Origin of the sequence: Paraburkholderia sediminicola (genome assembly GCF_046026855.1) — a bacterium.
Classification (GTDB): Bacteria; Pseudomonadota; Gammaproteobacteria; order Burkholderiales; family Burkholderiaceae; genus Paraburkholderia; species Paraburkholderia sediminicola_A.
Window position 1 is genome coordinate 55,439 of the sequence record NZ_JAQQET010000011.1, and the last position, 24,119, is coordinate 79,557.

A 24,119-nucleotide genomic window follows, 5' to 3' on the forward strand; every position below is an offset into this window, starting at 1 on the left:
AAGGTTCAGCGCCCCGCGTTGGCGCGAAACGTGTCGAAGCGTGAGCGCGCCGATGCGCCGGTCAGATATACGGACGCGATCGCTTCGATGCTGGCGGGTTCGATGCCGAGTTCAGGCGCAAGCGGTCCGCTCAACACGTTGTCGACTTTCATCGAATCGAGATTGTCGCGCGAGATCACCGGTTCGCCCGGCGCCATTTCAAACGTCAGCGCTTGCAGGCGCGCCAATGCTTCCGGCAGCCGAATGATCCGCGCATGCCGGCCAATTACATCGCCGCAATACTTCACGAGGTCTTCGAGTGTATAGACGGTCGGGCCACCGAGTTCGTAGGTATGGCCGCTGGCCGCATCGAGATCGAGCACGTTACAGATTGCTTTTGCCACGTCGCCGACATACACCGGCTGGAATTTCGCATCCGGCATGGCAAGTGGAATCACCGGAAACATCCGCTGCAGGAACGCAAACTTGTTGAGGAACTGGTCTTCGGGCCCGAACACCACGGACGGCCGGAAAATCGTCCACGCCAGGTTCGCCGCATGCACGGCTTTTTCGCCGTCACCCTTCGAGCGCGAATACATGCTCGGCCCGTTCGAGTCGGCGCCGAGCGCGCTGATATGAATCAGCCGATGCACGCCCTTGCCTTCGCAAGCCGCAACAATTCTGGTCGGCAATTCGACGTGCGCGCGCGCGAATTCCGGACCATAGGGTGTGCCACGTTTGCCATGCAGCGTGGCAACGAGGTTGATCACGCAATCTGCGCCTTCCACGAAACGCGCGAGCTGCACCGGATCGAACACGTCGGCTTCGATCACATCGATGGGCAACAGGGTGAGATGGCGGGCGTTGTAGCGGCGCCGGGTGGCGATGCGCACGTCTTTACCCATTTCAACGAGGGCGTTGACGAGATGGCTGCCGATAAAACCGGAACCGCCGATGATCGCAACGGCTTTATGTCGCATTTTTCGACTCCCTGGTGGAAGCCGCGGCAACGGCTGGCGTGGCACACCGCCGCATCATGAATGACGCGACGGCGGCACGGCGCTTACGGTGCGATGTAACCCAGACGCGCCTTCAGCGATTGCGGACGGCCTTCGAACAACGCCGCGTAGTAGACCGTATTGGACAACACATTCTTGACGTAATCGCGCGTTTCCTGGAACGGAATCGACTCAGCGAAGATCGCGCCTTCAACCGGGCGCTGCAACGATTGCCGCCAGTTGCGCGGACGGCCGGGACCGGCGTTGTAACCGGCGGTGGCCAGCACGGCCGATCCGTCGAACTGATTGTAGATCATCGACAGATAATTCGTGCCAAGCAGGATGTTGGTGTTGATGTCGTTCATCTGCTCGCGCGAGATCGGGCCGAGCCCGATCTTCTTCGCCACCAGTTGCGCGGTGCCCGGCATCAGCTGCATCAAACCGCTCGCGCCGACTTCCGAGCGCGCGTTCATGATGAAGCGCGACTCCTGGCGAATCAGCCCGTACGCCCATTCCACATCCAGCCCATTCGACTGCGCATCGCGCTCAACGATATCCTTGAACGGCGAAAGATAGCGCAGCGAGAAGTCGTGCTCAGTCTTCGTGCGGTCCGCCGTGTTGACGGTGCGGTCATACAACTGGATACGCCGCGCGTATTCGGCTGCGGCGATCAGTTGCCGGTCGCTCATATTGCGCAGCGGCCAGTTCCATTCGCGATTGCCTTCGAGCCGCAGATTCAGTGCGTAGAACCGTTGCGCCAGATCGAAGCCTGGTGTGTTGCCGGCCTGCTGGACTTCGGCGTCGCTCACCGTCGTTTTCGGCGGCACGGTAATCTTCTGGCCGAGTTCTTCCGAAGCCAGTTGGCCGTAGAAGTTGAAGCCCTGCGAGATCGACTCGAATTCCTGGTTGGCCGTGGCCGTGTCGCCGGCTTGCTTGAGCGCACGGGCATGCCAGTACACCCACGACGGCTGATTGCGCAGCGCAGCCGGCATCTGTTCGATCGACCAGCGCACCATTGTCCAATCTCCCGCGAGCAGTGCAGTGCGGGTGCGCCATTCGTACGCCGGGTTCGACAGCGGCGCATTTACCGAGAGCCGGTACCAGTCCACCGCGCTCGGCATCTGCTTGGCGGCGGCCTGATAGGCGATCGTGCCCCAGCCAATTGCACGCTCGGGCGAGCTCAGCGACGGCGCCACCGAAGCAAACGTGGCCGCGGCCATGGCCGGATCGTTGCGCGCCATGCGCGTGATCGCGAGCAACGCGAGTTGGTGCGACTGCGTATCCGGACCGACGCCACGCGCCAGCAGCAAAGGCGGCGTACTCGTGGCCTGGTTGAACAGCACCGGGTCGGGCGGCTGATTGCTGAGTGCATCGACGAGCTTGCTGCCCGTGCTGGTGTAGTTCTGTTCGTACGCGAGACGGATCTGTTGCCACACGTCGTCGGAACTGAATTGCTGGTTGACCGCCAGCGAGGTGATCAGATCGACACAACCGTCGCCGTACCACTTCGGATCGACCAGCAGTGCACGCGCCTCCGCCGCGACGTTTTCACCACGCGCGGCGCGCGATTCGAGCGCGTAGCACTTCACCTGCGTATCGTCATTCAACACGAAACGCGCGTATTGCTGATCGAAGTTGCGCCAATCGTGACGCGCACCGAGTACGGTGAGGTAGTCGTTGCGCATGCGGTCGGCGATCGCCTGCCCGTCGTACTTCTGCAGGAACGCCAGCACCGGCGCATCCGGCGCGTCGATGCGCGCATGGCCGCTGGAATCGAACAACTGCGGCTTGATCTGGAAGTACTCCAGATACGAAGGTGCCGGGTAGCTGGGGATCATGCTCGCCAGTTGCGCTGCGCGTGCCGCGTCATTAGTGCGGGCGGCTTCGCGAAGCTGGACGAAGGTCTGGTCGTCGTTCGTGAGTTGCGAAAGGGGAATGGGCTTGACGGCCGAGGCCGTGCTGCACGCGACGAGTGCCGCAGCGGCAAGCGCCAGGCCGGCCGCGCGATATACTCGATAGAGGCGTTTTGACATCGTTGTTTCTGGAGCGCGAATTGAACCCAAGCATAGCATGCAACCCCGTCGCAGAATCGAAAAAGGCACTGCGTCGAATGCTATTGGAAGCAAGGCTACAAGCGGCTTCCGAGCCGGCGCACAGCGCTGCGCTCAACCGTCGCATTCTCGATGCGTTGACGCACTATGGCGTGAACAGCGTGGGGTTCTATTGGCCGCTGGCGGGCGAATTCGATGCGCGCGCCGCGATTGCGATCTGGCTCGCGGCCGAGGCGCAACGCGAAGCGAGCCTGCCGATTATCAAGGAACGTGGCGTGCCACTCGAATTCCACGCGTGGGCGCCGGATACGCCGATGAAGATCGGCCATCACAAGATCGCCGAGCCCGCCTCAGGGCGCGTAGTGGTTCCCGACCTGCTATTCGTGCCGTGCGTCGGCTTCGACGCCGACGGCTTCCGCCTGGGCTACGGCGGCGGCTACTACGACCGCACGCTGGCTGCATGGCCGGGTGGGAAGAAACCGGTCACGGTTGGTATCGCCTATGAAGCGTGCCGCACGGACGCGTTGCAGCGTGAAGCTCACGACATCCCGCTCGATCTGATCGTGACGGAAGCCAGCCTCTATCCACGCCCGGCGGATTAAGCGTTCGAACGGCGCCGTGGGCGGTGCATCCCTCATCGGCCGCCGAGACCTGCCCCTGTTATAAAGACGCCGCCGCGCGAGCGGCCGTGTCGTACAGTCCGGACGCATTGCGCATCAGTTGCGCCGCCTCGCCGATCTGCTCATTGGTCAGGCCGCTTTCCTTCAGCGTCGAAATCAGGCAGCTCTCGCGCACCTCGCGGTACTTCAGACAAAGCTCGCGGCCCGCATCGGTGGCCGAGAAGAACACTTCCTTGCCGGTCTTTTCGCTTTTTACATACCCTCTAGCTACGAGCTTCTTCAACGCGTAAGTGGCGACGTGCGTGTCTTCGATGTTCAGCACGAAGCAGATGTCCGCCAGCTTCTTGCGCCGCTCGCGATGGCTGACGTGGTGCAGCAGCGAGACTTCGATCGCGGTCATGTCCTTTTCGCCGGCGGCCGACATGCACCGCACCATCCAGCGGTTGAATGCATTGCCCGCCATGATGAGCGCGTACTCCAGTTCGGATAGCTCCGCGCTTGTGTCAGACACGAGATGTTCCGAGGACACGATCTTGGTGGGATGGCGCGACATGGTGAAGATTCTCGAGAAACAGGATGGGAAGGTGTCGGGAGTGTACGACGAGCGGCCCATTCCCGGGAGCCTGGCGAAAACGCTTATAGATAAATTGTTGATATTTTATTGATAATGTACGCTTCAAACTTCGCGTACCCGATGCCGATAACTATCCATCGGGTCCGATATGCTCGACATTTCCGACTCGATCTGGGCCATTAAGCGATGAGCCAACCAAGAATCTTTCCGCTCGGCGACACCGCACTAGTCTGCGAGGCGCCTGCGCCTGCCACGCTGGACTGCCAGCGGCGCGTGTGGGCGGCCGCCGAAGCTGCGCGCGACTGGCCGCATGTGCTGGAGGTCGTGCCGGGCATGAACAATCTGACGCTCGTGTTCGATCCGCTCGAGGCCGACCGCGAAGCGCTGATGAGCCATCTGCAAGCGGCCTGGAACAGGGTGAGCGACGTTCCCGCACCCGGCCGCGAAGTCGAAATCCCGGTGCAATACGGCGGCGAGTTCGGCCCGGACCTGCAAGTGGTCGCCAATCACACCGGCCTGAGCGTGCGTGAAGTGGTGCAACGTCATGCGGACGGCGAGTACGTGGTGTTTTTCCTCGGCTTCCAGCCGGGCTTCGCCTATATGGGCGGGCTCAATGAAGCCCTGCATACGCCGCGCCGTTCGTCGCCGCGCCTGGAAGTGCCGGCCGGTTCGGTCGGCATCGGTGGTGAGCAGACCGGCATTTATCCGGCAGCCTCCCCTGGCGGCTGGCAATTGATCGGCCGCACCGAACTGCCGCTGTTCGATCCGGCTCGCCGTCCGCCCACGCTGTTGCAACCGGGCGACCGGGTGCGCTTTACCGTCGCGGGGATACACGCATGATCGATGTGATTCGCGCGGGCCTGCTGACCACGATTCAGGATCTTGGCCGTCACGGCTACCGGCACCTCGGCGTTGCGATGGGTGGCGCGCTCGACCGTCTGTCGCTCGAGGTCGGCAACCGGCTGGTCGGCAACCGGCCCGATGCGGCCGGCCTTGAAATTACCTTCGGCCCGACCGTGCTGCGCTTTTTGCGCGCTACACGCGTGGCCATCACCGGCACCGAATTCGGCGCGACCCTCGACGGCAAACCGGTCTACTCGTGGTGGAGCCTGCCGGTGCAGGCCGGCCAGGAGCTGGTGCTGAACGCGGCCAAACGCGGTATGCGCGGCTATGTCTGCATCGCCGGCGGCATCGACGTTTTGCCGATGCTCGGCTCGCGCAGCACCGATCTCGCGGGCCATTTCGGTGGACTCGGCGGCCGGGCGCTGCGCGACGGCGATCGCCTGCCAGTCGGCGCGCCGCTGCAACGCGGCCACATCGGCTTTACTCCAGACGCGCCCGAGTTCGGCGTGAAGGCGCCCGCCTGGTGCAAGTTCGTGCTGGTTCACGAACCGCTGCGGCGCGGCCGGCATCCGTCCGGCGTGCCGTGGGCCGTGCCGATCCGCGTGCTGCAAGGCCCCGAATACAACAGCTTCACCGAAAAAACGCACGAATCGTTCTGGTCCGATGAATGGTTGGTCACACCGAACAGCAATCGCATGGGTTACCGCCTCGCCGGTGCTGAGCTGAAGCGCACCCAGAAAAGCGATCTGCTCTCGCACGCGGTGTTGCCCGGCACGATTCAGGTCCCGCCGAACGGCCAGCCGATCGTGCTGATGAGCGATGCGCAGACCACCGGCGGCTATCCGAAGATCGGCGCCGTGATCCAGGCTGATCTATGGAAGCTCGCGCAGGTTCGCCTCAACGCCGCCATTCGCTTCATCCCGACGACACCCTATGAGGCTCGCCAGGCTTTACTGGAAGAACGCACGTATTTGCGGCAGATCGACGCCGCGATTGCCATGCACGAAGAACGCTGCGCGCGCCAGCCGGCGGCCGCAGCGCTGTGACACTAAGTAGGAGAACACCATGGAAATCGATTTGAACGCCGACCTCGGCGAAGGCTGTGGCTCAGACGAGGCGCTGCTCGACCTCGTCAGCTCGGCCAACATCGCGTGCGGCTGGCACGCGGGCGGCGCCAACGCCATGCGCGACTGCGTGCGCTGGGCGGTGCAAAAAGGTGTGTCGATCGGCGCGCATCCAAGCTTTAACGATCCTGAGAATTTTGGCCGCAAGGAAATGGACCTGCCGGTCAACGACATCTACGCGGGCGTGCTGTATCAGCTCGGCGCGCTGTCGGCGATCGCGCAGGCCGAGGGCGGCCGCATCGCGCACGTCAAGCCGCACGGTGCGCTCTACAACCAGGCCGCGCGCGACGCGAAGATCGCCGACGCGATCGTCTCGGCGGTCCACGATTTCGATCCGTCGGTGGCGGTGTTCGCGCTCGCCAACAGCGGGCTCGTGACGGCCGCCCGCGAAGCGGGCCTGACTGCCGTCGAAGAAGTATTCGCCGACCGCGGCTATCGCGCCGACGGGTCGCTCGTGCCGCGCAAGGAGCCGGGCGCGCTGCTCGACGACGAAGACGTGGTACTGGAACGCACGCTCTCCATGGTGCGCGAGCGCCGCGTGCAAGCCGTCGACGGACACTGGGTGCCGCTCAATGCGCAAACCATCTGCCTGCACGGCGACGGGCCGCATGCGCTGGCATTCGCGCGACGCATCCGCAGCGCACTGCAGGATGCCGGCATTGAAGTTCACGCGGCCGGCGCCGCGAGCGTCTGATCCCAGCGCCGACCAACGCGAGCCGGACAGCGCGAATCAACCGTTGCCCAACCCAGAACGCCCCGCTTCATGCGGGGCGTTTGCCAGGTGCAGGACGTATTGCAATACCGCAGTGAGTAGAGCAGACGTAAGTGCAAATGCAGGTGTAGTCGAAGCAAGGCGGCCATCAAGAGCCGCGGCAACAAGACGGCGCATGGGTAACCGGGCGCCGGCCCACGTTAGCCGCCACAAGCGGCAAGGTTGAAACCCTGTTTGGAGATCCAGATGCAGACAACAGTCAGTCTATGGCCGCTCATTGGCGTGGCCGTCATCATCGTCGGCTTTTTATTACGGTTCAATCCGATGCTGATCGTGGCGGTTGCCGCGATCGTCACGGGTCTGGCCGCGCACTTCCCGCCCGAAAAGATCCTCGCTGAAATCGGCACCGGCTTCATCAAGACCCGCAATATCCCGCTGATCATCCTGCTGCCGCTGGCGGTGATCGGCCTGCTGGAACGGCATGGCCTGCGCGAGCGTGCGCAAGCGTGGATCGGTGGCATCAAGGCCGCAACCGCAGGGCGTTTGCTGATCGTCTACCTGCTGGTGCGGGAACTGACCGCCGCCGTCGGCCTGACTGGTCTCGGCGGCCATCCGCAAATGGTGCGTCCGCTGATCGCGCCGATGGCCGAGGGCGCGACTGAAACCCGCTTCGGCAAGATCAGCGACGCGGTCCGCTTCAAGCTGCGCGCCTACTCCGCGGCGACCGACAACGTCGGCCTGTTCTTCGGTGAAGACATCTTCGTCGCATTCGGTGCGATCGTACTGATGACGACCTTCCTGAAAGAAGCCGGCATCGTCGTCGAGCCGATTCACGTGGCCGTCTGGGGCATTCCGACCGCGATCTGCGCATTCATCGTTCACGGCTTTCGCCTGTATCTGCTCGACCGCAGGCTCGAACGCGAACTGCGCGGCAATGCAACTGCCAATGCCGCTGCTGTTTCGCCGACGCAATCCGCCGCAGGAGACAAAGCATGACGCTCACGATTACCTATCTGTTCTGGTTGCTGGGCGTGGTGCTGCTCATCATCGGCGGCATGATCGTCACGGACAAGGAACACCCGCGCCGTTTCACCGCCGGCGGTTTCTGGATCCTTTACGCGCTGATCTTCCTGATCGGCGACAAGCTGCCGCCCTCGGTGGTCGGCGTGCTGGTGATCGTGATGGCGTTGATTGCGGGCTTCGGCGGCGTGACCGCGGCCAAGCCGAAACTGCTATCGCTCGAAGCGCGTATGGCCAGCGCCGCGCGTCTGCGCAACAAGCTGTTCGTGCCCGCGCTGACGATTCCGGTCGTCACCGTGATCATTACGCTGTCGGCCAGCCATCTGATCTTCGGCGGCATGCCGCTGATCGAGAAGGCTAACGTCACGCTGATCGGCTTCGGGATCGGCTGCGTGATCGCACTGGCGATTGCCTGCGTGATGACACGCGATACCGTCGGCCAGTCGATGAAAGAGGCGCGCCGCCTGGTCGATGCGTTGTCATGGGCCGCGGTGCTGCCGCAGATGCTCGGCATGCTCGGCCTCGTGTTCTCGGACGCCGGTGTCGGCAAGGCGGTGGCGCACGTGACGACGGCCTACATCAGCCTTGACTACCGGTTTGTCGCGGTGGCCGTGTACTGCATCGGCATGGCGCTGTTCACGATGGTGATGGGCAACGGCTTCGCCGCGTTCCCGGTGATGACAGGCGGTGTCGGCGTGCCGATTCTGGTGGGCGTATTTCACGGCAATCCTGCGGTGATGGTCGCGATCGGCATGTTCTCCGGCTACTGCGGCACGCTGATGACGCCGATGGCCGCAAACTTCAACATGGTGCCCGCCGCGCTGCTGGAACTGCCCGATAAGAACGCGGTGATCAAGGTGCAGGTGCCCACCGCGCTGACCTTGCTGGTTGTGAATATTTTCCTGCTGAATTTCTTGATGTTCTTGTAGGAATCTTGACTCACCGCTTCGGCGAACATAGACGAACCACGCGTTCGAATGTGCGGGCTGAAGTGGCGCGGCGCGCTCATAAACGGTCAGACACATCTGCACGCGACAAACAGACGCCGCAGATTTAGGATGCGTCCGATCGTCAGGAAAGGGGCCGGAACATAAGCTGGTGGATGGTCTCCCCATCCACATACGCTGGCGGCGCGTGCAACGCGCGCCGCCAGCGCTCTCCAGCAGGTCCCTCATGGAACACCCATCCCACCCTGACACCGCGCATCCCAATGCGCCGCCCTCAACCTATCTCTCCTCGCTGATCGACGCCGCGCTCGAAGCACACCAGGCCGGCCAGTTCGATGTCGCCGAACCGTTCTATCGCGAAGCGCTCGCGCTCGATCCTGCTCACGCCAAAGCGTTGCACTACTTCGGTGTGCTGCAACATCAGCGCGGCGACCACGTCTTCGCCGCCGAATTGATGAGCGAAGCGCTAAAACTCGATCGCACCGACGTCGTCTGCTGGAGCAACCGCGGCCTCGTGGCTGCTGCGCTCGGCCACGCCAACGAAGCAATGATCTGCTATGACCAGGCGTTGCAGTTGCAGCCCGATTTCGCCGACGCACGCAACAACTTCGGGGTCGCTCTACAAGCGCAAGGCTCGTTCGAAGAAGCCATCGGGCAGTATCGGCTGGCGTTGGCGGCGAATCCTTCGCTGGTCGACGCGCATCTGAACCTCGGCACGGCGCTAAGCAAGCTCGGCCGCTACGAAGAAGCGCTGGTCTGCTATCAGAACGCGCTGTCGCTCGATCCGCAATCGGCGGAACCGCACTTCAACGCAGGCAATGCGCACAACGCGCAAGGCGATCACGCTGCGGCCATCGCCAGTTTCGAACGGGCGCTGACATTGCGCAGCGACTACGCCGAGGCACACGTCAACCTCGGCAGCCTGATCGGCAAGCTCGGCGATTACGCTGGCGCTGAGTCGCACTATCGGCGTGCGGTCGCGCTCAAACCGAATCCCACGAATCTGGTTTGCCTCGGCGGGTCGCTCGGCGCACAAGGCCGCCTCGACGAAGAGGAAGGCTTCTACCGCCACGCGCTAGGGCTTGAGCCAAACTATGCGGATGCGCATCAGAACCTCGCCTGGCTGTTGCTCAAACGCGGCGACTACAAGCAGGGTTGGGCGGAGTTTGCGAAACGCTGGCGCAAGAACGACTACGAGACGATCGCCGTGCCGGGTGTTGCCGAGTGGCATGGCGAGCCGCTCGACGGGCGCCGTCTGTTGCTGGTCGGTGAACAGGGTTTCGGCGACCACTTCCAGTTTCTGCGCTATGCGCGTGTGCTCGAGCAACTCGGCGCGACCGTCGATCTTTGCGTGCGCGAGTCGCTGCTGCCGCTGGTTGAGCGCATCCCGGGCGTGCACCACGCGTTCAGCGGCAAGCCCGAAGGTCAGTACGATTTCTGGGTGCCGATGATGAGCGTGCCTTCGTGCGTCGACACCGAACTGTCGACCATTCCCGCGGATGTGCCGTACGTGTTTGCGGACAAGGCAAAGATCAAGGCATGGCGCAAGCGGGTGGACGCAGCCGGCAAAGCAAAACGCAAAGTGGGTCTGGTGTGGTCCGGCAGTCCGACGTTTGGCAACGACCGCTACCGGTCGATGGCGCTCGCCGATCTGAGCGCGCTAAGCAAACTGGAGAACATCGCGTGGTACCCGCTGCAAAAGGGCCCCGCGCACGCACAATTGATCGATGCGCCGGAAGTTTTCCGCGCTCACGATTTCACCGCCGATCTGCACAACTTCGACGACACTGCGGCACTCATCATGAATCTCGATCTGGTGATCGCCGTGGACACCGGCGTGGCGCATCTGGCGGCCGCACTGGGCAAGCCGGTGTGGGTGCTGCTGCCCGCCAATTCGGACTGGCGCTGGCTCGAAGAGCGTAGCGATTCGCCGTGGTATCCGGCGATGAGATTATTCCGGCAGAACTTGCTGGGCGATTGGCCAACGGTGGTCGCCGAAGTCGCCAAAGCGCTGGAGGACCAATAACCTCACCACGCATCCACCACGAACCCGTGCTGCCGCAAAAGCTGCAGCACGCCCTTGCGGCCGCCCAGATGCAACGCGCCGATCGCCACGAACACCGGCTTGTTCGGCCCGGCGATCAGCAGCATCCGTGACACGAAACGCCGGTTGCGCTCGTACACGATCTTGTTGTCGATCGAGTCGGAGATACGCTTGTCGCGTGCCAGCTTTTCGGACTTCGCGGCCTGCCAGGCCGCAATCGCATCGGCATCCCCCACTCGCCACAGCCGATGCAAGGTCTTCACATCGTCGACGTTTTCCGCAGGCGTCTGCACCAGGTCCTGCGCGAGCATTTCACGCTGCTGCGCAAGTGTGAGGCTGGTGAACGCGCGCATCTGCTGATGCAGCGTCTCGAGACCGACGATCTTGCCGCGCGTCCTGATATACACGTTCTGCAATTGCGCTTCCGTGCCGTACTCGGTCTGCAAGCCCGCACTCAACGAATCGTAGGTTTCGACCACCAGCGACGCGAGCCACGGCCGCATCTTCTTGATTTCATCCAGCGCCGCGGGATTACCGCGCAGGCGAAATGCCAGCTTGCGCCACAAAGGCTCGGGCAGCAGGCCCGGCAGACAATCCCGGCGGCATATGCCGTACTTCGACACATCGTCTTGCGAGACCAGCAGTTCGTCGGGTGAGAGTTCGAGCGCCAGTGTCGGCGAGGCCGCCAGTGCGCCGAGGATCGGCGCGCGGAACGGTTGCTTCGCAGGATAGTCGGCGGGGTCGCCGACGTGCAACGTGCCGAGCACGTAGATGGTCGTGGTGCCGCGCGTCGCGACATAGAACGGCATGCGCGCCGGCTGCGTTTGCACCGGACCGCTTGCCGTAGTGCCCGGCGCGGCGGGCGGCGGATTGAAGCCCGGTAAGGTGGCGCGTGGCGGCGCAGGCAGATTGGGCACCGGCATCGCCGGCCGCCCCGCCTGAGCAGGTGCATTGGCGGCTGCGCCGGCCGCATGCGCGACGCCGATCAGCCCCGCGCTTAGGTGAAAAACGGAACAAACGCCGAAGAGCGCGGCACCGGTCAGTGCGCGCGCTCCCCAGCGCCGCGTCAAAGCAGCGTTGCGGCCGCCATCACGCGAGCGGCGCGTAAGACGACGCGCCGCCACTGCATCAGGCATCCATGTCCCCCACCTCCTCGGCGCGGTGACACGACACCTGACGACCATCCACTTCGCGCAACTTCGGCTCTTCGCTGCGGCAACGGTCGATCACGTACGGGCAACGTTGATGGAACGTGCAGCCCGACGGCGGATTCAGCGGCGACGGCATTTCACCCTGCAGCTTGATCTTGATGGTGCGATCCGCTTCGAAGATCGAAGGCGTGGCCGACATCAGGGCACGCGTATAGGGATGCCGCGGATTCGAGAAAATCCGCTTCTTGTCGCCGAGCTCCGCGACGCCACCGAAGTACATCACCATCACATCGTCGGCAATATGTTCCACCACCGAGAGGTTGTGCGAGATGAACACGTAGCTGGTCTTGAACTGCTCCTGCAGATCCATGAACAGATTGAGAATCTGCGCCTGGATCGACACGTCGAGCGCTGACACCGGTTCATCGGCGACCACGATCTGCGGATCGAGGATCATCGCGCGCGCAATCGCCACGCGCTGCCGCTGCCCGCCCGAGAACATATGCGGATAGCGCTTTGCATGCTCCGGACGCAGCCCGACAGTGCGCATCATCTGCGCGATCCGTTCAGCGCGTTCGGAAGCGCTCAATTGCGTGTTGATCGCGAGCGGTTCACCGAGCGTCTGCTCGACCGTCTTACGCGGATTCAGCGAGGCAAACGGATTCTGAAACACCATCTGCACGCGCCGCCGCAGCGCGGCGATCTTCGCGTGATCGGCGCCGGCCACGTCTTCACCGTCGATCAACAAGCGGCCTGCAGTGGGCGCCTCGATCATGGTCAGTTGCCGCGCGAGCGTGGATTTTCCGCAACCGGATTCACCCACCACCGCCAGGGTCTTGCCGCGTTCGAGCGCAAACGACACGCCGTTCAAAGCCTTTACCGTGCCCTGGCTGAACAGGCTGCGCTTTACCGTGTAGTAACGCGCAAGCTTGTCGGCAACCAGCACGTGATCACCCGCATGGTCCGACTGGCGCCGCGGTTCGAGTACTGCGTTCATCGTGCGCCTCCATGAGTGTGAACATTGGCGTCGCCGCTCAGGTTCAGGGGTTTGATGCAGCGCACGCGCGCCACTTCAGCGTGACCTTGCATTGGTGCCAGTGCGGGGCGCGCCTTCATGCAGTCGTCGACCACATACTTGCAGCGCGGTGCGAAGAGGCAACCTTTCGGCCGGTCATCACGCCCCGGCACCATGCCCGGCAATGCAGCAAGCCGCACCGCGCCGACATTGTGTTCGGGAATAGCCGCCAGCAACGCTTCCGTGTACGGATGATGCGGCGCCGCGAAGATGTCCGGCACGCGGTTGGTTTCGATCACTTCGCCAGCGTACATGACGGCGACGCGCTGCGCGACCTCGGACACCACCGCCAGATCGTGCGAGATCAGCACGAGCGCCATGCCGCGTTCCTTCTGCAGCTTGATCAGCAGCTCCATGATCTGCGCCTGGATCGTCACGTCGAGTGCGGTGGTCGGTTCGTCGGCGATCAGCAGCTTCGGATTGCAGGCGATCGCCATCGCAATCATTACGCGCTGATTCATGCCGCCCGACATCTGATGCGGGAACGACGTGATGCGACTCTTCGCGTCCGGAATGCCGACCTGGTCGAGCAACTCCAGCGCGCGTTTGTCCAACGCGCTGCCGCGCAGGCCTTCGTGCAGCTTGAGCACTTCCTTGATCTGATAGCCGACCGTGTAGCTCGGATTCAGACTGGTGAGCGCGTCCTGGAACACCATCGCGATGTCTTTGCCGATGATCTTGCGGCGTTCCCGGGCCGTTGCCTTCACCAGATTCTTGCCGTTGAAGGTGATCTCATCCGCGGTGACTTTGCCCGGCGCGTCGATCAGGCCCATCAGCGCCATCATCGTCACGCTCTTGCCCGAGCCCGATTCGCCGACCACGCCGACGACTTCGCCCGGCGCGACATCGAGGTTAATCCGATCGACTGCGGGCAGGCCGTTGAAGTTCACCGCCAGATTGCGGATGGTCAACAAGTTACTGTCAGTACGCGCATGGCCGCCCGAAGCTGGCTGACCCGGTCCCTCGGGGGGAAGTGAATGAGTTGAACGTGGAGGTTGTTCCATTCAGGCCATCCGCTTCAGTTTGGGATCGAGTGCGTCGCGCAGCCCGTCGCCGAGCAGATTGATCGCGAGCACCGAGATCAGAATGGAGAGACCCGGCATCGTGACGATCCACCAGGCGCTGTCGATATAGTCGCGCGCCGAGGCCAGCATCGCGCCCCACTCCGCCGACGGCGGCTGCACGCCGAGCCCGAGGAAGCCGAGTGCCGCCGCATCGAGAATCGCCGACGAAAAGCCCAAGGTTGCCTGCACGATCAGCGGTGCGGTGCAGTTCGGCAGCACTTGCGAGAACATCAAACGCAGCGTGCTCGCGCCTGCAACCCGCGAAGCCGTCACATACTCTTTCTGCAATTCGCCTTGAGCCGAGGCGCGCGTCAAACGCACATAGCCCGGCAACGCGACGATCGCAATCGCGAGCATCGTATTGACCAGCCCCGGGCCGATGATCGCGACCACCGCGACTGCGAGCAGCAGCGAGGGCAACGCGAGCAGCACGTCCATGATGCGCATGATCGGCGTATCGGCCCACTTCTCGAAGAACGCCGCGATCAGCCCGAGCACGATGCCCGGAAGCAGCGCGAGCACGACCGAGACGAAGCCAATCCAGAACGACAGCCGCGCTCCGTACATCAGACGCGAGAGAATGTCGCGGCCCGCTTCGTCGGTACCGAGAATGAACTTCCAGTTGCCGCCGTCGAGCCAGGCGGGTGGGATCTTCACGAAGTCGCGATACTGCTCGATCGGGCTGTGCGGTGCGATCAACGGCGCAAAGATCGCGATGAAAATCAACGCCAGCACGATGAAGCCGGCGCCGACCGCGCCACGGTTACGCGAGAAATTCGCCCAGAATTCGCGGGCGGCGATGGCGCGGCCGCTTGGCGGCGTCACCGATTGGGGGACTGTATTTTGTATGTCTGCCATGATCTGTTCATGCCTCCCGCAGAGCCGCCTCAAGGGAGGCATGCGCCCCCTCGGGGGGCAGCGAACGCAAGTGAGCGTGGGGGTTCATATTTACCTCGTATGGCGAATGCGCGGGTTCAACACGCCGTACAACAGATCGACGACGAGGTTCACAACGATCACCAGCGTAGCGATCATCAGAATACCGCCCTGCACCACCGGATAGTCGCGCCGGCCGATCGCATCGATCAGCCACTTGCCGATACCCGGCCACGAAAACAGCGTCTCGGTCAGCACCGCGCCAGCCAGCAACGTGCCGACCTGCAAACCGATCACGGTCACGACCGGAATCAGCGCATTCCGCAATGCATGCACGATGATCACGCGGGCGGGCGACAAGCCCTTCGCACGCGCAGTGCGGATGTAATCCTCGCGCAACACTTCGAGCATCGACGAGCGCGTCATCCGCGCGACAACGGCCAATGGAATCGTGCCAAGCACAATGGCCGGCAAAATCAGATGGCTGAGCGCGGATTTGAACGCGCCTTCATCGGTGGACATAAATGCGTCGATCAGCATGAAGCCGGTCACGTGCGGAATGTCGTATTCGACCGCGATGCGGCCCGACACCGGCGTCCAGCCGAGGTCCACGGAAAAGAACATGATGAGGATCAAGCCCCACCAGAAAATCGGCATCGAGTAGCCGGTCAGAGCCGTGCCCATCACGCCATGATCGACCACCGTGCCGCGCCTGAGTGCCGCGAACACGCCCGCCGGCAAGCCGACGATCAGCGCGAACAGCATCGCGCAGAACCCCAGTTCAACCGTGGCGGGAAAACGTGCGAGGAATTCGCCCATCACGCTGGTATTGGTGATGATCGAGGTGCCGAGGTCGCCGTGCATGGCGCGGCCAACATAGTGGATGTACTGCATCGGCAAGGACTCGTCGAGTCCGAGGCGATGCAAGGCGGCGGCATGCATGGCCGGATCGACGCCGCGCTCGCCCATCATCACTTCGATGGGGTCGCCCGGTATCAGGTGAATCAGCGCAAACGCGAGAATCGTGATGCCGATGAACGTTGGTATCACCATGCCGATGCGGCGCAAAACAAAGCGGAACATGGTTCGTCCCTATGGTCTTGATGAAGAAAAAACGCAACCGGCGACGAGGGCTTGTGACCCCGGTCGCCGGACCATTTCGACCAGTTTTCTAACGGTACGAAAAGCTACTGCGTAAGCTTGACTGCATTACCTTTACTTGACGCTGACGCCGTCGAAGCGCGCATAACCGAGCGGCTCGATACGCATGTCGACGACCTTCTTGCTGACAGGCTGGTACACGGTCGAGTGAGCGATCGGCGAGAACGGCAGTTGCTGCGCGAAGATCTGTTGCGCCTGCATGTACGCCGTCGTGCGCGCGCCCTGATCCGACGTCACGCGACCCTTCTGGATCAGATCGTCAAACGGCTTGTAGCACCACTTCGAGAAGTTGTTGCCGTTCACCGCTTCGCAGCCCAGCAACGTGCCGAGCCAGTTGTCCGGATCGCCGTTGTCGCCGGTCCAGCCGATCAGCATCGTGTCGTCTTCACCAGCGTGCGCGCGCTTGATGTACTCGCCCCATTCATACGTGACGATCTTCGCCTTCACGCCGATCTTGGCCCAGTCGGCCTGGATCATTTCCGCCATCAGACGGGCGTTCGGGTTGTACGCGCGTTGCACCGGCATCGCCCACAGGGTGATGTCGAAGCCGTTCGGATAACCGGCCTTCGCCAGCAGTGCCTTGGCCTTATCCGTATCGTAGGACGCGCTCTTCAGGTTCTTGTCGTACGACCACTGGGTCGGCGGCATCGGGTTCGTTGCAGCCTGGCCCGCGCCCTGATACACCGATTCGACGATCGCCTTCTTGTTGATCGCCATGTCGAGCGCCTCACGCACTTCGACCTTGTCGACCGGCTTGTGCGTCACGTTGTACGCGAGGTAGCCGAGGTTGAAGCCCGGCTGCGACGGCATCGCGATGTTCGCTTCAGCCTTCAGCGGCGCAATGTCGGCCGGACGCGGATAGCTCATCACCTGGCATTCGTCGCGCTTGATCTTCTGTACGCGTACACCTGCGTCCGGCGTGATCGAGAAGATCAGCTTCGAGATCTTCACTGCGTTCGGCTTCCAGTAATCCGGATTGCCGTCGAAGCGGATCGTCGCGTCCTTCGTGTAGCTGCGGAAGATGAACGGGCCCGTGCCAACCGGGTACTGGTTGATATCGGCAGCCTTGCCGGCCTTTAGCAACTGGTCCGCGTATTCACCCGAGAGGATCGACGCATATTCCATCGCCAGATTCTGGATGAACGGCGCGTTGACTTCCTTCAGCGTGAACTTGACCGTGTACGGATCGACCTTTTCGACGCTGGTGATCAGCTTGTCGAGGCCCATGTCCGTGAAGTACGGAAACTGGACCGGGTACGCCTTACGGAACGGCTGGTTCGTGTCGAGCATGCGCTGGAACGTGAACACGACGTCGTCCGCGTTGAATTCGCGTGTCGGCTTGAAGAACGAGGTGGTCTGGAACTTCACGCCGTGGCGCAGATGGAACGTGTAGGTCTTGCCGTCCGGCGAGACATCCCATTTTTCTGCCAGGCCCGGCTCGACTTTCGTGCCGCCGCGCTCGAACTCGACGAGGCGGTTATAAACGGTGAACGTATTGGCCGTGAAGTCGACACCAGTCGTGTACTGGGCCGGATCGAAACCCGCAGGGCTGCCTTCTGAGCAGTAAACGAGTGTTTTGTTCGGAATCTCGGCATTGGCACTCGTAGCGCCCAGCATCGATGCCGCTGCAGCTGCGACGAGCGTCGTAACACGCGCGGCGCGCAACAGGTTGTTTTGCTTCATGTTTCCTCCAGGATCGGGGCCGGCTTCCGCCAGCGTAGCGCGATCTTACTTGAGCTTGGCTCGCACCAACAAGCGGAGGAAAATACCCCCGTTGACGATCGGAAACAGATGGGGCATAAGGGCGGTCGCACGCCGGCGCTGGCCGGAACGTGCGACGTTAGAGGTGCGCTTAGCAAAAAGCGGCCCACAGGTCGTTGCTGGCGGCTATTTCAGCCCGACGTTCATGAATTGCGTCGGACCGAACGGGTCGATCTTGAAGCCCGTGACGTCTTTGCTGATCGGCTGGTAGACGGTGGAGTGGGCAATCGGCGTGAACGGAACCTGCTGCTTGAAGATTTCCTGCGCTTCCATATATGCCTTGGTTCGCTCGGCGAGATCCGTGGTGCCGCGGCCTTTCCTGATCAGGTCGTCGAACGGTTTGTAGCACCATTTGGAAAAATTGCTGCCCTTCACCGCATCGCAACCGAGCAACACACCAAGCCAATTGTCAGGATCGCCGTAGTCCCCCGTCCAGCCGATCAGGATCGCCTCGTGTTCGCCGGCATGGGCGCGGCGGATGTACTCGCCCCACTCGTACGTGGCAATCGTCACCTTGACGCCGATCTTCGCCCAATCGGCCTGTAGCATTTCGGCCATCAGCCGGGCATTCGGGTTGTAGGGTCGCTGTACCGGCATGGCCCACAGGGTAAGGTCAAAGCCGTCCGGGTAGCCGGCCTCCTTCAGCAACGCCTTGGCCTTATCAACATCGTAAGGCGCATCTTTCAGGTTCTTGTCGTAGCCCCATTGGGTCGGCGGCATGGGATTCGTCGCGATTTGCCCGGCACCCTGATATACCGACTCGATGATCGCTTTCTTATTGACCGACATATCCAGCGCACGTCGCACCAGCACGTTGTCGAGCGGTTTTTTCGTCGTGTTGTACCCGAGGATGCCCAGATTGAAGCCCACCTCACTCGGCAGAGCAAGCGACGAGTCGGCCTTGATCTGCGGAATATCAGCCGGACGCGGGTAGCTCATCACCTGGCATTCTCCGCGTTTCAGTTTCTGCAGCCGCACCGCGGGATCCGTGGTGATCGCGAAGATGAGCTTGCCGACCTTCACGACGCCCGGTTTCCAGTAGTCTGGATTGCCGTCGAAGCGGATCGTGTCGTCCTTCGTATAACTGCGGAAAATGAACGGCCCGGTGCCGACCGGGTACTGGTTGATGTCGGAAGCCTTGCCGGCTTTCAGCAGTTGATCCGTGTACTCCGCCGACAGAATCGACGCGAACGGCATCGCAATCTGCTGCAGGAACGGTGCATCAACCTCTTTTAGCGTGAAACGCACCGTGTACGGATCCAGCTTCTCGACCTTGGCGATGTTCTTTGCCAGTCCGAGATCGGCGAAGTAGGGAAACGGTACCGGGTACGCCTTACGGAACGGCTGATCGGGATCCAGCATCCGCTGGTAAGTGAAGACAACGTCGTCGGCATTGAATTCGCGGGTCGGCTTGAAGAACGAGGTGGTCTGAAACTTCACACCGTGCCTCAGGTAGAACGTGTATTGCAGGCCGTCCTGCGACACATCCCACTTCTCGGCGAGGCCTGGCTCGATATCGGTACTGCCGCGGGCGAACTCGACAAGGCGGTTATAGACCGTGTACGAGGCGGCGGTGAATTCGACGCTGGTGGTGTACTGCGCGGAATCGAAGCCAGCCGGACTGCCTTCGGAGCAGAACACGAGAGTTTTGTCAGGCAAGCTGGCCGCGCCGGCTGCGGCGGGCGCGAGGCCGGCAGCAAGGACTGCGCAGGCACTCAAGACCGGCAGACAGGTATGGCGAACTGCAAACAGCAATCGGGATACTGTCATCTTGTTCTCCGCACAGCAGCCAAGTCAGCTGCGCTTCGATCATAGACAGCCCAAAAATCGGGTTCAATGCGGGCTTATACGCCGCAGGACACGCCAGGCGGCGCATTTTTGCTGCGCCGCAGCAGTGGTTTGAGGGTGGAACTCCCAGGCTGGATCTTGCGTAAAAAAGCCGCGCGACTCGATGAGCCACGCGGCTTTGTAGAGGCTACTCGGAACTTAAACGCCCAGCCGTTCGCAGATCGCCTTGGTCGCCGCTGCCCCATTGAGCGTGTAGAAGTGCAGGCCCGGCACCTTCGCGTCGATGAGACGCCCGCACAGGTCCGTCACCACATCCAGCCCGAACGCGCGGATCGACTCGCGGTCGTCGCCGAAACTTTCCAGCCGGCGCGCGACCCAGCGCGGCACTTCCGCGCCGCACATCTCCGAGAAACGCATCAGCTGCGAGAAGTTCGTGATCGGCATGATGCCCGGCACGATCGGCACGTCCACGCCAAGCTTCCTCACATCGTCGACGAAACGGAAATACGCGTCCGCGTTGAAGAAATACTGCGTGATCGCCGAATTGGCGCCGGCCTTCACCTTGTTGGCGAAGTTTTCCAGATCGTGACGCGGTGAGCGCGACTGCGGGTGGTACTCGGGATAACCGGCCACCTCGATCCAGAACCAGTCGCCGAACTCGGCGCGGATAAAGCTCACCAGTTCCGACGCATAACGCAGTTCGCCGACTTCGCCCATACCGGACGGCAGATCGCCGCGCAGCGCCACGATATGGCGGATGCCACGCGCGCGGTACTCGTTGAGGATCGCGCGCAGGCTCTCTTTCGAGGAGCCGATACACGACACGTGCGGCGCCGCTTCGAGCCCTTCCTTCGCCATATCGACGACGGTATCGAGCGTGCCCTGCTGCGTCGAGCCGCCGGCGCCGAACGTGACGGACACGAACTTGGGCTTGAGCGACGCGAGCTGCGCGCGGGTGGCGCGCAGCTTGTCGACGCCTTCCTGCGTTTTCGGCGGGAAGAATTCGAATGAAAGTTCGATTGGGTTCATGATTCAGTAGATCAACCGATACTGCGGTTGCCGAAAATAAGCGCGGACAGCAGCCACGAAACGATGCTGTACAGAATCGAGCCGAAGAACGCCGACCAGAAACCCGACACTTCGAAACCCTTCAGCAGCGACGCGCACAACCAGAAGCACAGCGCATTGACCACCAGAATGAAGAGTCCGAGCGTGACGATCGTGACGGGCAGCGTCAACAGAATCAGCACCGGTCGCAGGATCGTATTGATCAACCCGAGCACTACCGCGACGATCAAGGCGGTGCCGAAACTGCGGATATGAATCGACGGTACGAGGTAGGTGATGATCAGAAGCGCCAGCGCGTTGATCAGCCAGGTCAGCAGCACGGTCATGTAGAGCTCCTTTGAGGCAGGATGTCCGTTTGAACGGAAAGAGGCGGGCATGGCGAACAAAGCGGCGCATTACGCGCCGCCCTGTCGTCAAACTGTCATGCGTTTAAACCGCCCGCGTGCTTAATCTTACTTAGTCACGTGACTTGCGTGACTTAATAGCGGTAATGATTCGGCTTGAACGGGCCGTTCTTGTCGACGCTGATATAGCCTGCCTGATAGTCCGACAGCACCGTCAGTTCGGCGCCGATACGGCCCAGATGCAGACGCGCCACCTTTTCATCAAGGTGCTTCGGCAACACGTAGACCTTGTTTTCGTACTTGTCGCCGTGAACGAACAGCTCGATCTGCGCGATCGTCTGGTTCGTGAACGATGCCGACATCACGAACGACGGATGGCCCGTCGCGCAACCCAGGTTCACCAGGCGGCCTTCAGCCAGCAGGATGACACGCTTGCCGTCCGGGAAAATGATGTGGTCGACTTGCGGCTTGATGTTTTCCCACGTGTACTGGCGCGTCGATGCAACGTCGATTTCCGAATCGAAGTGACCGATATTGCAGACAATCGCGTTGTTGCGCATGGCAGCCATATGATCGTGGCCGATCACGTGGAAGTTGCCCGTTGCCGTCACGAAGATGTCGGCCTTGTCCGCCGCGTATTCCATCGTCACGACGCGATAGCCTTCCATTGCCGCTTGCAGTGCGCAGATCGGATCGATTTCCGTGACCCACACCGTTGCGCCCAGACCGCGCAGCGATTGCGCGCAGCCCTTGCCCACGTCGCCGTAACCGGCCACGACCGCGATCTTGCCCGCGATCATCACGTCGGTTGCGCGCTTGATACCGTCGACCAGCGACTCGCGGCAGCCATACAGATTGTCGAACTTCGACTTCGTGACCGAATCGTTCACGTTGATGGCCGGGAACGGCAGGCGCCCTTCCTTTTCCATCTGATACAGACGGTGCACGCCGGTCGTGGTTTCTTCGGTCACGCCCTTGATGTGCGCGAGACGCGTGGAGTACCACACTGGATCCGCGTCGAGATGCTTGGCGATCGACTTGTACAGCGCCACTTCTTCTTCGTTTTCCGGCTTCGAGATCACCGAACGGTCTTTCTCAGCCTTCGAGCCGAGGATCAGCAGCAACGTGGCGTCGCCGCCGTCGTCGAGGATCATGTTGGCGAATTCGCCATTCGGCCATTCGAAAATGCGGTGCGAGAATTCCCAGTATTCGTCGAGCGATTCGCCCTTGAATGCGAACACCGGCACGCCGCCTGCCGCAATCGCGGCAGCTGCATGATCCTGCGTCGAGAAAATATTGCACGATGCCCAGCGAACGTCCGCGCCGAGTGCCGTCAAGGTTTCGATCAGCACGCCGGTTTGAATCGTCATGTGCAGCGAACCCGCGACGCGCGCGCCCTTCAGCGGCTGCGAGCTCTTGTACTCCTCGCGCGTCTGCATGAGGCCGGGCATTTCGGTTTCGGCGATGTTCAGTTCCTTGCGGCCCCAGGCTGCAAGCGACATATCGGCGACGAGGAAATCCTGCTTGGAATTTGAATCGAGAACTGCGGCGTTCATCACGCCCTCCTTTCTAAAAAATTGACTAGAAATTTGACGTGAGCGCGGTTCGATGCGGTGGATGGGAAAGCGCTATGCGCATCCTGGCCCTCCGATTGAAGCCTCCGAGCCTGGCGGGCGGCCGGCGAATAGCTGATTCGCGGTACCCGTCGCAACGCTCCTCGGAGACGAACGGCGATTGTAGCAAATCGAGATGGCTTCGGGGCGCGGATCGGGTTGGTGGGGTTGCGGCCCTTGGGAATTGGGCTGCGGGTGGCAATGCGCCGCCTCGGTGTCTGGGATCTAGGCAGCGTGATTCGGCAGGGCAGATGCGGCTGCGTCGGCAACAACGCTTGCGGTGCGCAATTGCTCGATGCCCGCGCGCGCTGCTTCGAGGAATTGCCTCGAAAACCGGAATGCATCGGCCACGTCGGCAGGATCCGGCGTCTGCAAGCCAAGTGCGATGCGGAAATAACGTTCGGCGTGAATGCCCGCGTGGTAATGCATGCGCACGCGCTTCGCGTCGCCCAGACGCCGGTTGCCGAAGATCTCGCGCAGGGCCCACGAAAACGCGCCGTCTTCGCCGCCGATGCGGCGAAACGCGTCATCCATCGGGAAGCCGCCGAGCGCGGTATACACCGCGCGACGGATGATCAGGCTACTCGGCACGGTATTGCTGAGCGTTGCGGCATGCGTGTCGAACCCGGGGTGACGGATGATGTCGACCGGAAAATCCGTGTAGTCGACGTCGAGCCGCACGGATACTTCCTTCGGGTTCTGCGTGAGAAACGCACTCGCGGCGGCTAATGCGCCGGGCACGTATTCGTCGTCGGCGTCGAGGAAGGCAAGCAGACCGTGAGCCGCATGCAGGGCACCCCAGTTGCGCGCCCGAGCCGGGCCGCCGTTATACGGCATCTGCAACAGGCACACGCGCCGATCGCGACGCCCGTAATGCGCGACGAGGTCGGTGGAGGCATCGGTCGAGCCGTCGTCCACCACGATGATCTGCGCGGCTTCCGGCTGGATCAGGCAACTTTGGAGCGCACGGGCAAGCGTCGCCGCGCCGTTGTAGCAGGGAATGATGATCGAGATGGGTGTCATGAACTGAAACGGGCGCTGCGGGCCGAACGGTAGGGAGCCGTCGATGTTATCCCGCTTCCGGCGGAGTCCATCCTGGAAAAGCGGTGTGCGCGAGTTCGCCGAACAGCGTCGCTCACACGCCCGTCACAATCACCATCAATGCGGTCAGGTCCTTCGGCGCGTGAATTTTTTCGAAGACGGCACGTACGAATGCCGCCGATACGAAGTGCGTCATCGGGTTGCGTCCGCGGCATAAATACAATGACTTACAATCACTCAGATCATTCCAATCTGGAATCCTGGA

General features: G+C 62.1%; 21 protein-coding genes, 1 pseudogene and 1 riboswitch. Of the genes and pseudogenes, 7 read left to right on the forward strand and 15 right to left on the reverse strand.

The window, feature by feature from the left end:
* Positions 1–5: 5 nt before the first annotated feature.
* Together PQR40_RS14165 and PQR40_RS14170 are read right to left on the reverse strand one after the other, a co-directional pair.
* Positions 6–959, reverse strand: a complete 954-nt coding sequence (locus PQR40_RS14165; protein WP_408509230.1) for a complex I NDUFA9 subunit family protein — start codon at positions 957–959, stop codon at positions 6–8.
* A gap of 83 nt (positions 960–1,042) precedes the next feature.
* Complete coding sequence (locus PQR40_RS14170; protein ID WP_408226352.1) at positions 1,043–3,010, reverse strand: lytic transglycosylase domain-containing protein; 1,968 nt, start codon at positions 3,008–3,010, stop codon at positions 1,043–1,045.
* 77 nt (positions 3,011–3,087) lie between these two features.
* Here PQR40_RS14170 and PQR40_RS14175 point away from each other — a divergent pair, with 77 nt between their 5' ends.
* Positions 3,088–3,630: a 5-formyltetrahydrofolate cyclo-ligase gene (locus PQR40_RS14175; RefSeq protein ID WP_408226349.1), complete on the forward strand. Its 543-nt coding sequence runs from the start codon at positions 3,088–3,090 to the stop codon at positions 3,628–3,630.
* Positions 3,631–3,688: 58 nt separating this feature from the next.
* On the opposite strand, the gene PQR40_RS14180 is transcribed toward PQR40_RS14175, so the two are convergent.
* Positions 3,689–4,201, reverse strand: coding sequence for a winged helix DNA-binding protein (locus PQR40_RS14180; protein ID WP_054040851.1), 513 nt, complete (start codon positions 4,199–4,201; stop codon positions 3,689–3,691).
* 207 nt (positions 4,202–4,408) lie between these two features.
* On the opposite strand from PQR40_RS14180, the gene pxpB reads away from it, so the two are divergent.
* The 6 genes from pxpB to PQR40_RS14210 all read left to right on the forward strand — a co-directional run bounded on the left by pxpB (position 4,409) and on the right by PQR40_RS14210 (position 10,894).
* Complete coding sequence (pxpB, locus tag PQR40_RS14185; protein WP_408226346.1) at positions 4,409–5,062, forward strand: 5-oxoprolinase subunit PxpB; 654 nt, start codon at positions 4,409–4,411, stop codon at positions 5,060–5,062.
* Entirely contained in the window at positions 5,059–6,111 is a 1,053-nt protein-coding gene (locus PQR40_RS14190; protein WP_408226343.1) for a 5-oxoprolinase subunit C family protein, read from the forward strand. The genes pxpB and PQR40_RS14190 overlap by 4 nt, the downstream gene beginning before the upstream one ends.
* Before the next feature lie 19 nt (positions 6,112–6,130).
* The gene (pxpA, locus tag PQR40_RS14195; RefSeq protein WP_408509231.1) at positions 6,131–6,883 is read left to right on the forward strand and encodes a 5-oxoprolinase subunit PxpA; all 753 of its coding nucleotides are present in this window, start codon (positions 6,131–6,133) and stop codon (positions 6,881–6,883) included.
* A 264-nt stretch (positions 6,884–7,147) separates the two neighbouring features.
* On the forward strand, positions 7,148–7,897 hold the full coding sequence (locus PQR40_RS14200) for a DUF969 domain-containing protein (protein WP_408220998.1): 750 nt from the start codon (positions 7,148–7,150) through the stop codon (positions 7,895–7,897).
* Positions 7,894–8,850, forward strand: coding sequence for a DUF979 domain-containing protein (locus PQR40_RS14205; RefSeq protein ID WP_408334612.1), 957 nt, complete (start codon positions 7,894–7,896; stop codon positions 8,848–8,850). The genes PQR40_RS14200 and PQR40_RS14205 overlap by 4 nt, the downstream gene beginning before the upstream one ends.
* 244 nt (positions 8,851–9,094) lie before the next feature.
* Positions 9,095–10,894, forward strand: coding sequence for a tetratricopeptide repeat protein (locus PQR40_RS14210; RefSeq protein WP_408509232.1), 1,800 nt, complete (start codon positions 9,095–9,097; stop codon positions 10,892–10,894).
* 2 nt (positions 10,895–10,896) lie between these two features.
* Here PQR40_RS14210 and PQR40_RS14215 read toward each other — a convergent pair whose 3' ends face one another.
* The 12 genes and pseudogenes from PQR40_RS14215 to PQR40_RS14270 all read right to left on the reverse strand — a co-directional run.
* Complete coding sequence (locus PQR40_RS14215; protein ID WP_408226328.1) at positions 10,897–12,048, reverse strand: TraB/GumN family protein; 1,152 nt, start codon at positions 12,046–12,048, stop codon at positions 10,897–10,899.
* Positions 12,041–13,060 carry a peptide ABC transporter ATP-binding protein gene (locus PQR40_RS14220; RefSeq protein WP_408226325.1) on the reverse strand — a complete coding sequence of 340 codons (1,020 nt, stop codon included), beginning with the start codon at positions 13,058–13,060 and terminating at the stop codon, positions 12,041–12,043. The genes PQR40_RS14215 and PQR40_RS14220 overlap by 8 nt, the downstream gene beginning before the upstream one ends.
* The gene (locus PQR40_RS14225) at positions 13,057–14,049 is read right to left on the reverse strand and encodes an ABC transporter ATP-binding protein (protein WP_408226504.1); all 993 of its coding nucleotides are present in this window, start codon (positions 14,047–14,049) and stop codon (positions 13,057–13,059) included. The genes PQR40_RS14220 and PQR40_RS14225 overlap by 4 nt, the downstream gene beginning before the upstream one ends.
* Before the next feature lie 93 nt (positions 14,050–14,142).
* Positions 14,143–15,060, reverse strand: coding sequence for an ABC transporter permease subunit (locus tag PQR40_RS14230; RefSeq protein WP_408226322.1), 918 nt, complete (start codon positions 15,058–15,060; stop codon positions 14,143–14,145).
* Between the two features lie 90 nt (positions 15,061–15,150).
* Positions 15,151–16,161, reverse strand: coding sequence for an ABC transporter permease subunit (locus tag PQR40_RS14235; RefSeq protein ID WP_074281916.1), 1,011 nt, complete (start codon positions 16,159–16,161; stop codon positions 15,151–15,153).
* A gap of 132 nt (positions 16,162–16,293) precedes the next feature.
* The gene (locus PQR40_RS14240) at positions 16,294–17,922 is read right to left on the reverse strand and encodes an ABC transporter substrate-binding protein (RefSeq protein WP_408509233.1); all 1,629 of its coding nucleotides are present in this window, start codon (positions 17,920–17,922) and stop codon (positions 16,294–16,296) included.
* A gap of 204 nt (positions 17,923–18,126) precedes the next feature.
* Entirely contained in the window at positions 18,127–19,770 is a 1,644-nt protein-coding gene (locus tag PQR40_RS14245; protein ID WP_408484803.1) for an ABC transporter substrate-binding protein, read from the reverse strand.
* Between the two features lie 216 nt (positions 19,771–19,986).
* On the reverse strand, positions 19,987–20,817 hold the full coding sequence (metF, locus tag PQR40_RS14250) for a methylenetetrahydrofolate reductase [NAD(P)H] (RefSeq protein ID WP_408509234.1): 831 nt from the start codon (positions 20,815–20,817) through the stop codon (positions 19,987–19,989).
* A gap of 11 nt (positions 20,818–20,828) precedes the next feature.
* Positions 20,829–21,182, reverse strand: a complete 354-nt coding sequence (locus PQR40_RS14255; protein WP_028198543.1) for a phage holin family protein — start codon at positions 21,180–21,182, stop codon at positions 20,829–20,831.
* A 152-nt stretch (positions 21,183–21,334) separates the two neighbouring features.
* The gene (gene ahcY / locus PQR40_RS14260) at positions 21,335–22,756 is read right to left on the reverse strand and encodes an adenosylhomocysteinase (protein ID WP_325047491.1); all 1,422 of its coding nucleotides are present in this window, start codon (positions 22,754–22,756) and stop codon (positions 21,335–21,337) included.
* Between the two features lie 33 nt (positions 22,757–22,789).
* A riboswitch (S-adenosyl-L-homocysteine riboswitch) is annotated at positions 22,790–22,925 on the reverse strand.
* 113 nt (positions 22,926–23,038) lie between these two features.
* Complete coding sequence (locus tag PQR40_RS14265) at positions 23,039–23,836, reverse strand: glycosyltransferase family 2 protein (protein WP_408509235.1); 798 nt, start codon at positions 23,834–23,836, stop codon at positions 23,039–23,041.
* Between the two features lie 115 nt (positions 23,837–23,951).
* Positions 23,952–24,059, reverse strand: a pseudogene (locus PQR40_RS14270) (LrgB family protein); the annotation flags it as partial.
* Positions 24,060–24,119 lie beyond the last annotated feature (60 nt).

What these genes read in the sequence shown, in the direction of transcription:
- PQR40_RS14165 (WP_408509230.1), bottom strand. Translation starts at nt 959, where the DNA reads ATGCGACATAAAGCCGTTGCGATCATCGGCGGTTCCGGTTTTATCGGC.
- PQR40_RS14170 (WP_408226352.1), bottom strand. Translation starts at nt 3,010, where the DNA reads ATGTCAAAACGCCTCTATCGAGTATATCGCGCGGCCGGCCTGGCGCTT.
- PQR40_RS14175 (WP_408226349.1), top strand. Translation starts at nt 3,088, where the DNA reads ATGCTATTGGAAGCAAGGCTACAAGCGGCTTCCGAGCCGGCGCACAGC.
- PQR40_RS14180 (WP_054040851.1), bottom strand. Translation starts at nt 4,201, where the DNA reads ATGTCGCGCCATCCCACCAAGATCGTGTCCTCGGAACATCTCGTGTCT.
- pxpB (WP_408226346.1), top strand. Translation starts at nt 4,409, where the DNA reads ATGAGCCAACCAAGAATCTTTCCGCTCGGCGACACCGCACTAGTCTGC.
- PQR40_RS14190 (WP_408226343.1), top strand. Translation starts at nt 5,059, where the DNA reads ATGATCGATGTGATTCGCGCGGGCCTGCTGACCACGATTCAGGATCTT.
- pxpA (WP_408509231.1), top strand. Translation starts at nt 6,131, where the DNA reads ATGGAAATCGATTTGAACGCCGACCTCGGCGAAGGCTGTGGCTCAGAC.
- PQR40_RS14200 (WP_408220998.1), top strand. Translation starts at nt 7,148, where the DNA reads ATGCAGACAACAGTCAGTCTATGGCCGCTCATTGGCGTGGCCGTCATC.
- PQR40_RS14205 (WP_408334612.1), top strand. Translation starts at nt 7,894, where the DNA reads ATGACGCTCACGATTACCTATCTGTTCTGGTTGCTGGGCGTGGTGCTG.
- PQR40_RS14210 (WP_408509232.1), top strand. Translation starts at nt 9,095, where the DNA reads ATGGAACACCCATCCCACCCTGACACCGCGCATCCCAATGCGCCGCCC.
- PQR40_RS14215 (WP_408226328.1), bottom strand. Translation starts at nt 12,048, where the DNA reads ATGCCTGATGCAGTGGCGGCGCGTCGTCTTACGCGCCGCTCGCGTGAT.
- PQR40_RS14220 (WP_408226325.1), bottom strand. Translation starts at nt 13,060, where the DNA reads ATGAACGCAGTACTCGAACCGCGGCGCCAGTCGGACCATGCGGGTGAT.
- PQR40_RS14230 (WP_408226322.1), bottom strand. Translation starts at nt 15,060, where the DNA reads ATGGCAGACATACAAAATACAGTCCCCCAATCGGTGACGCCGCCAAGC.
- PQR40_RS14235 (WP_074281916.1), bottom strand. Translation starts at nt 16,161, where the DNA reads ATGTTCCGCTTTGTTTTGCGCCGCATCGGCATGGTGATACCAACGTTC.
- PQR40_RS14240 (WP_408509233.1), bottom strand. Translation starts at nt 17,922, where the DNA reads ATGAAGCAAAACAACCTGTTGCGCGCCGCGCGTGTTACGACGCTCGTC.
- PQR40_RS14245 (WP_408484803.1), bottom strand. Translation starts at nt 19,770, where the DNA reads ATGACAGTATCCCGATTGCTGTTTGCAGTTCGCCATACCTGTCTGCCG.
- metF (WP_408509234.1), bottom strand. Translation starts at nt 20,817, where the DNA reads ATGAACCCAATCGAACTTTCATTCGAATTCTTCCCGCCGAAAACGCAG.
- PQR40_RS14255 (WP_028198543.1), bottom strand. Translation starts at nt 21,182, where the DNA reads ATGACCGTGCTGCTGACCTGGCTGATCAACGCGCTGGCGCTTCTGATC.
- ahcY (WP_325047491.1), bottom strand. Translation starts at nt 22,756, where the DNA reads ATGAACGCCGCAGTTCTCGATTCAAATTCCAAGCAGGATTTCCTCGTC.
- PQR40_RS14265 (WP_408509235.1), bottom strand. Translation starts at nt 23,836, where the DNA reads ATGACACCCATCTCGATCATCATTCCCTGCTACAACGGCGCGGCGACG.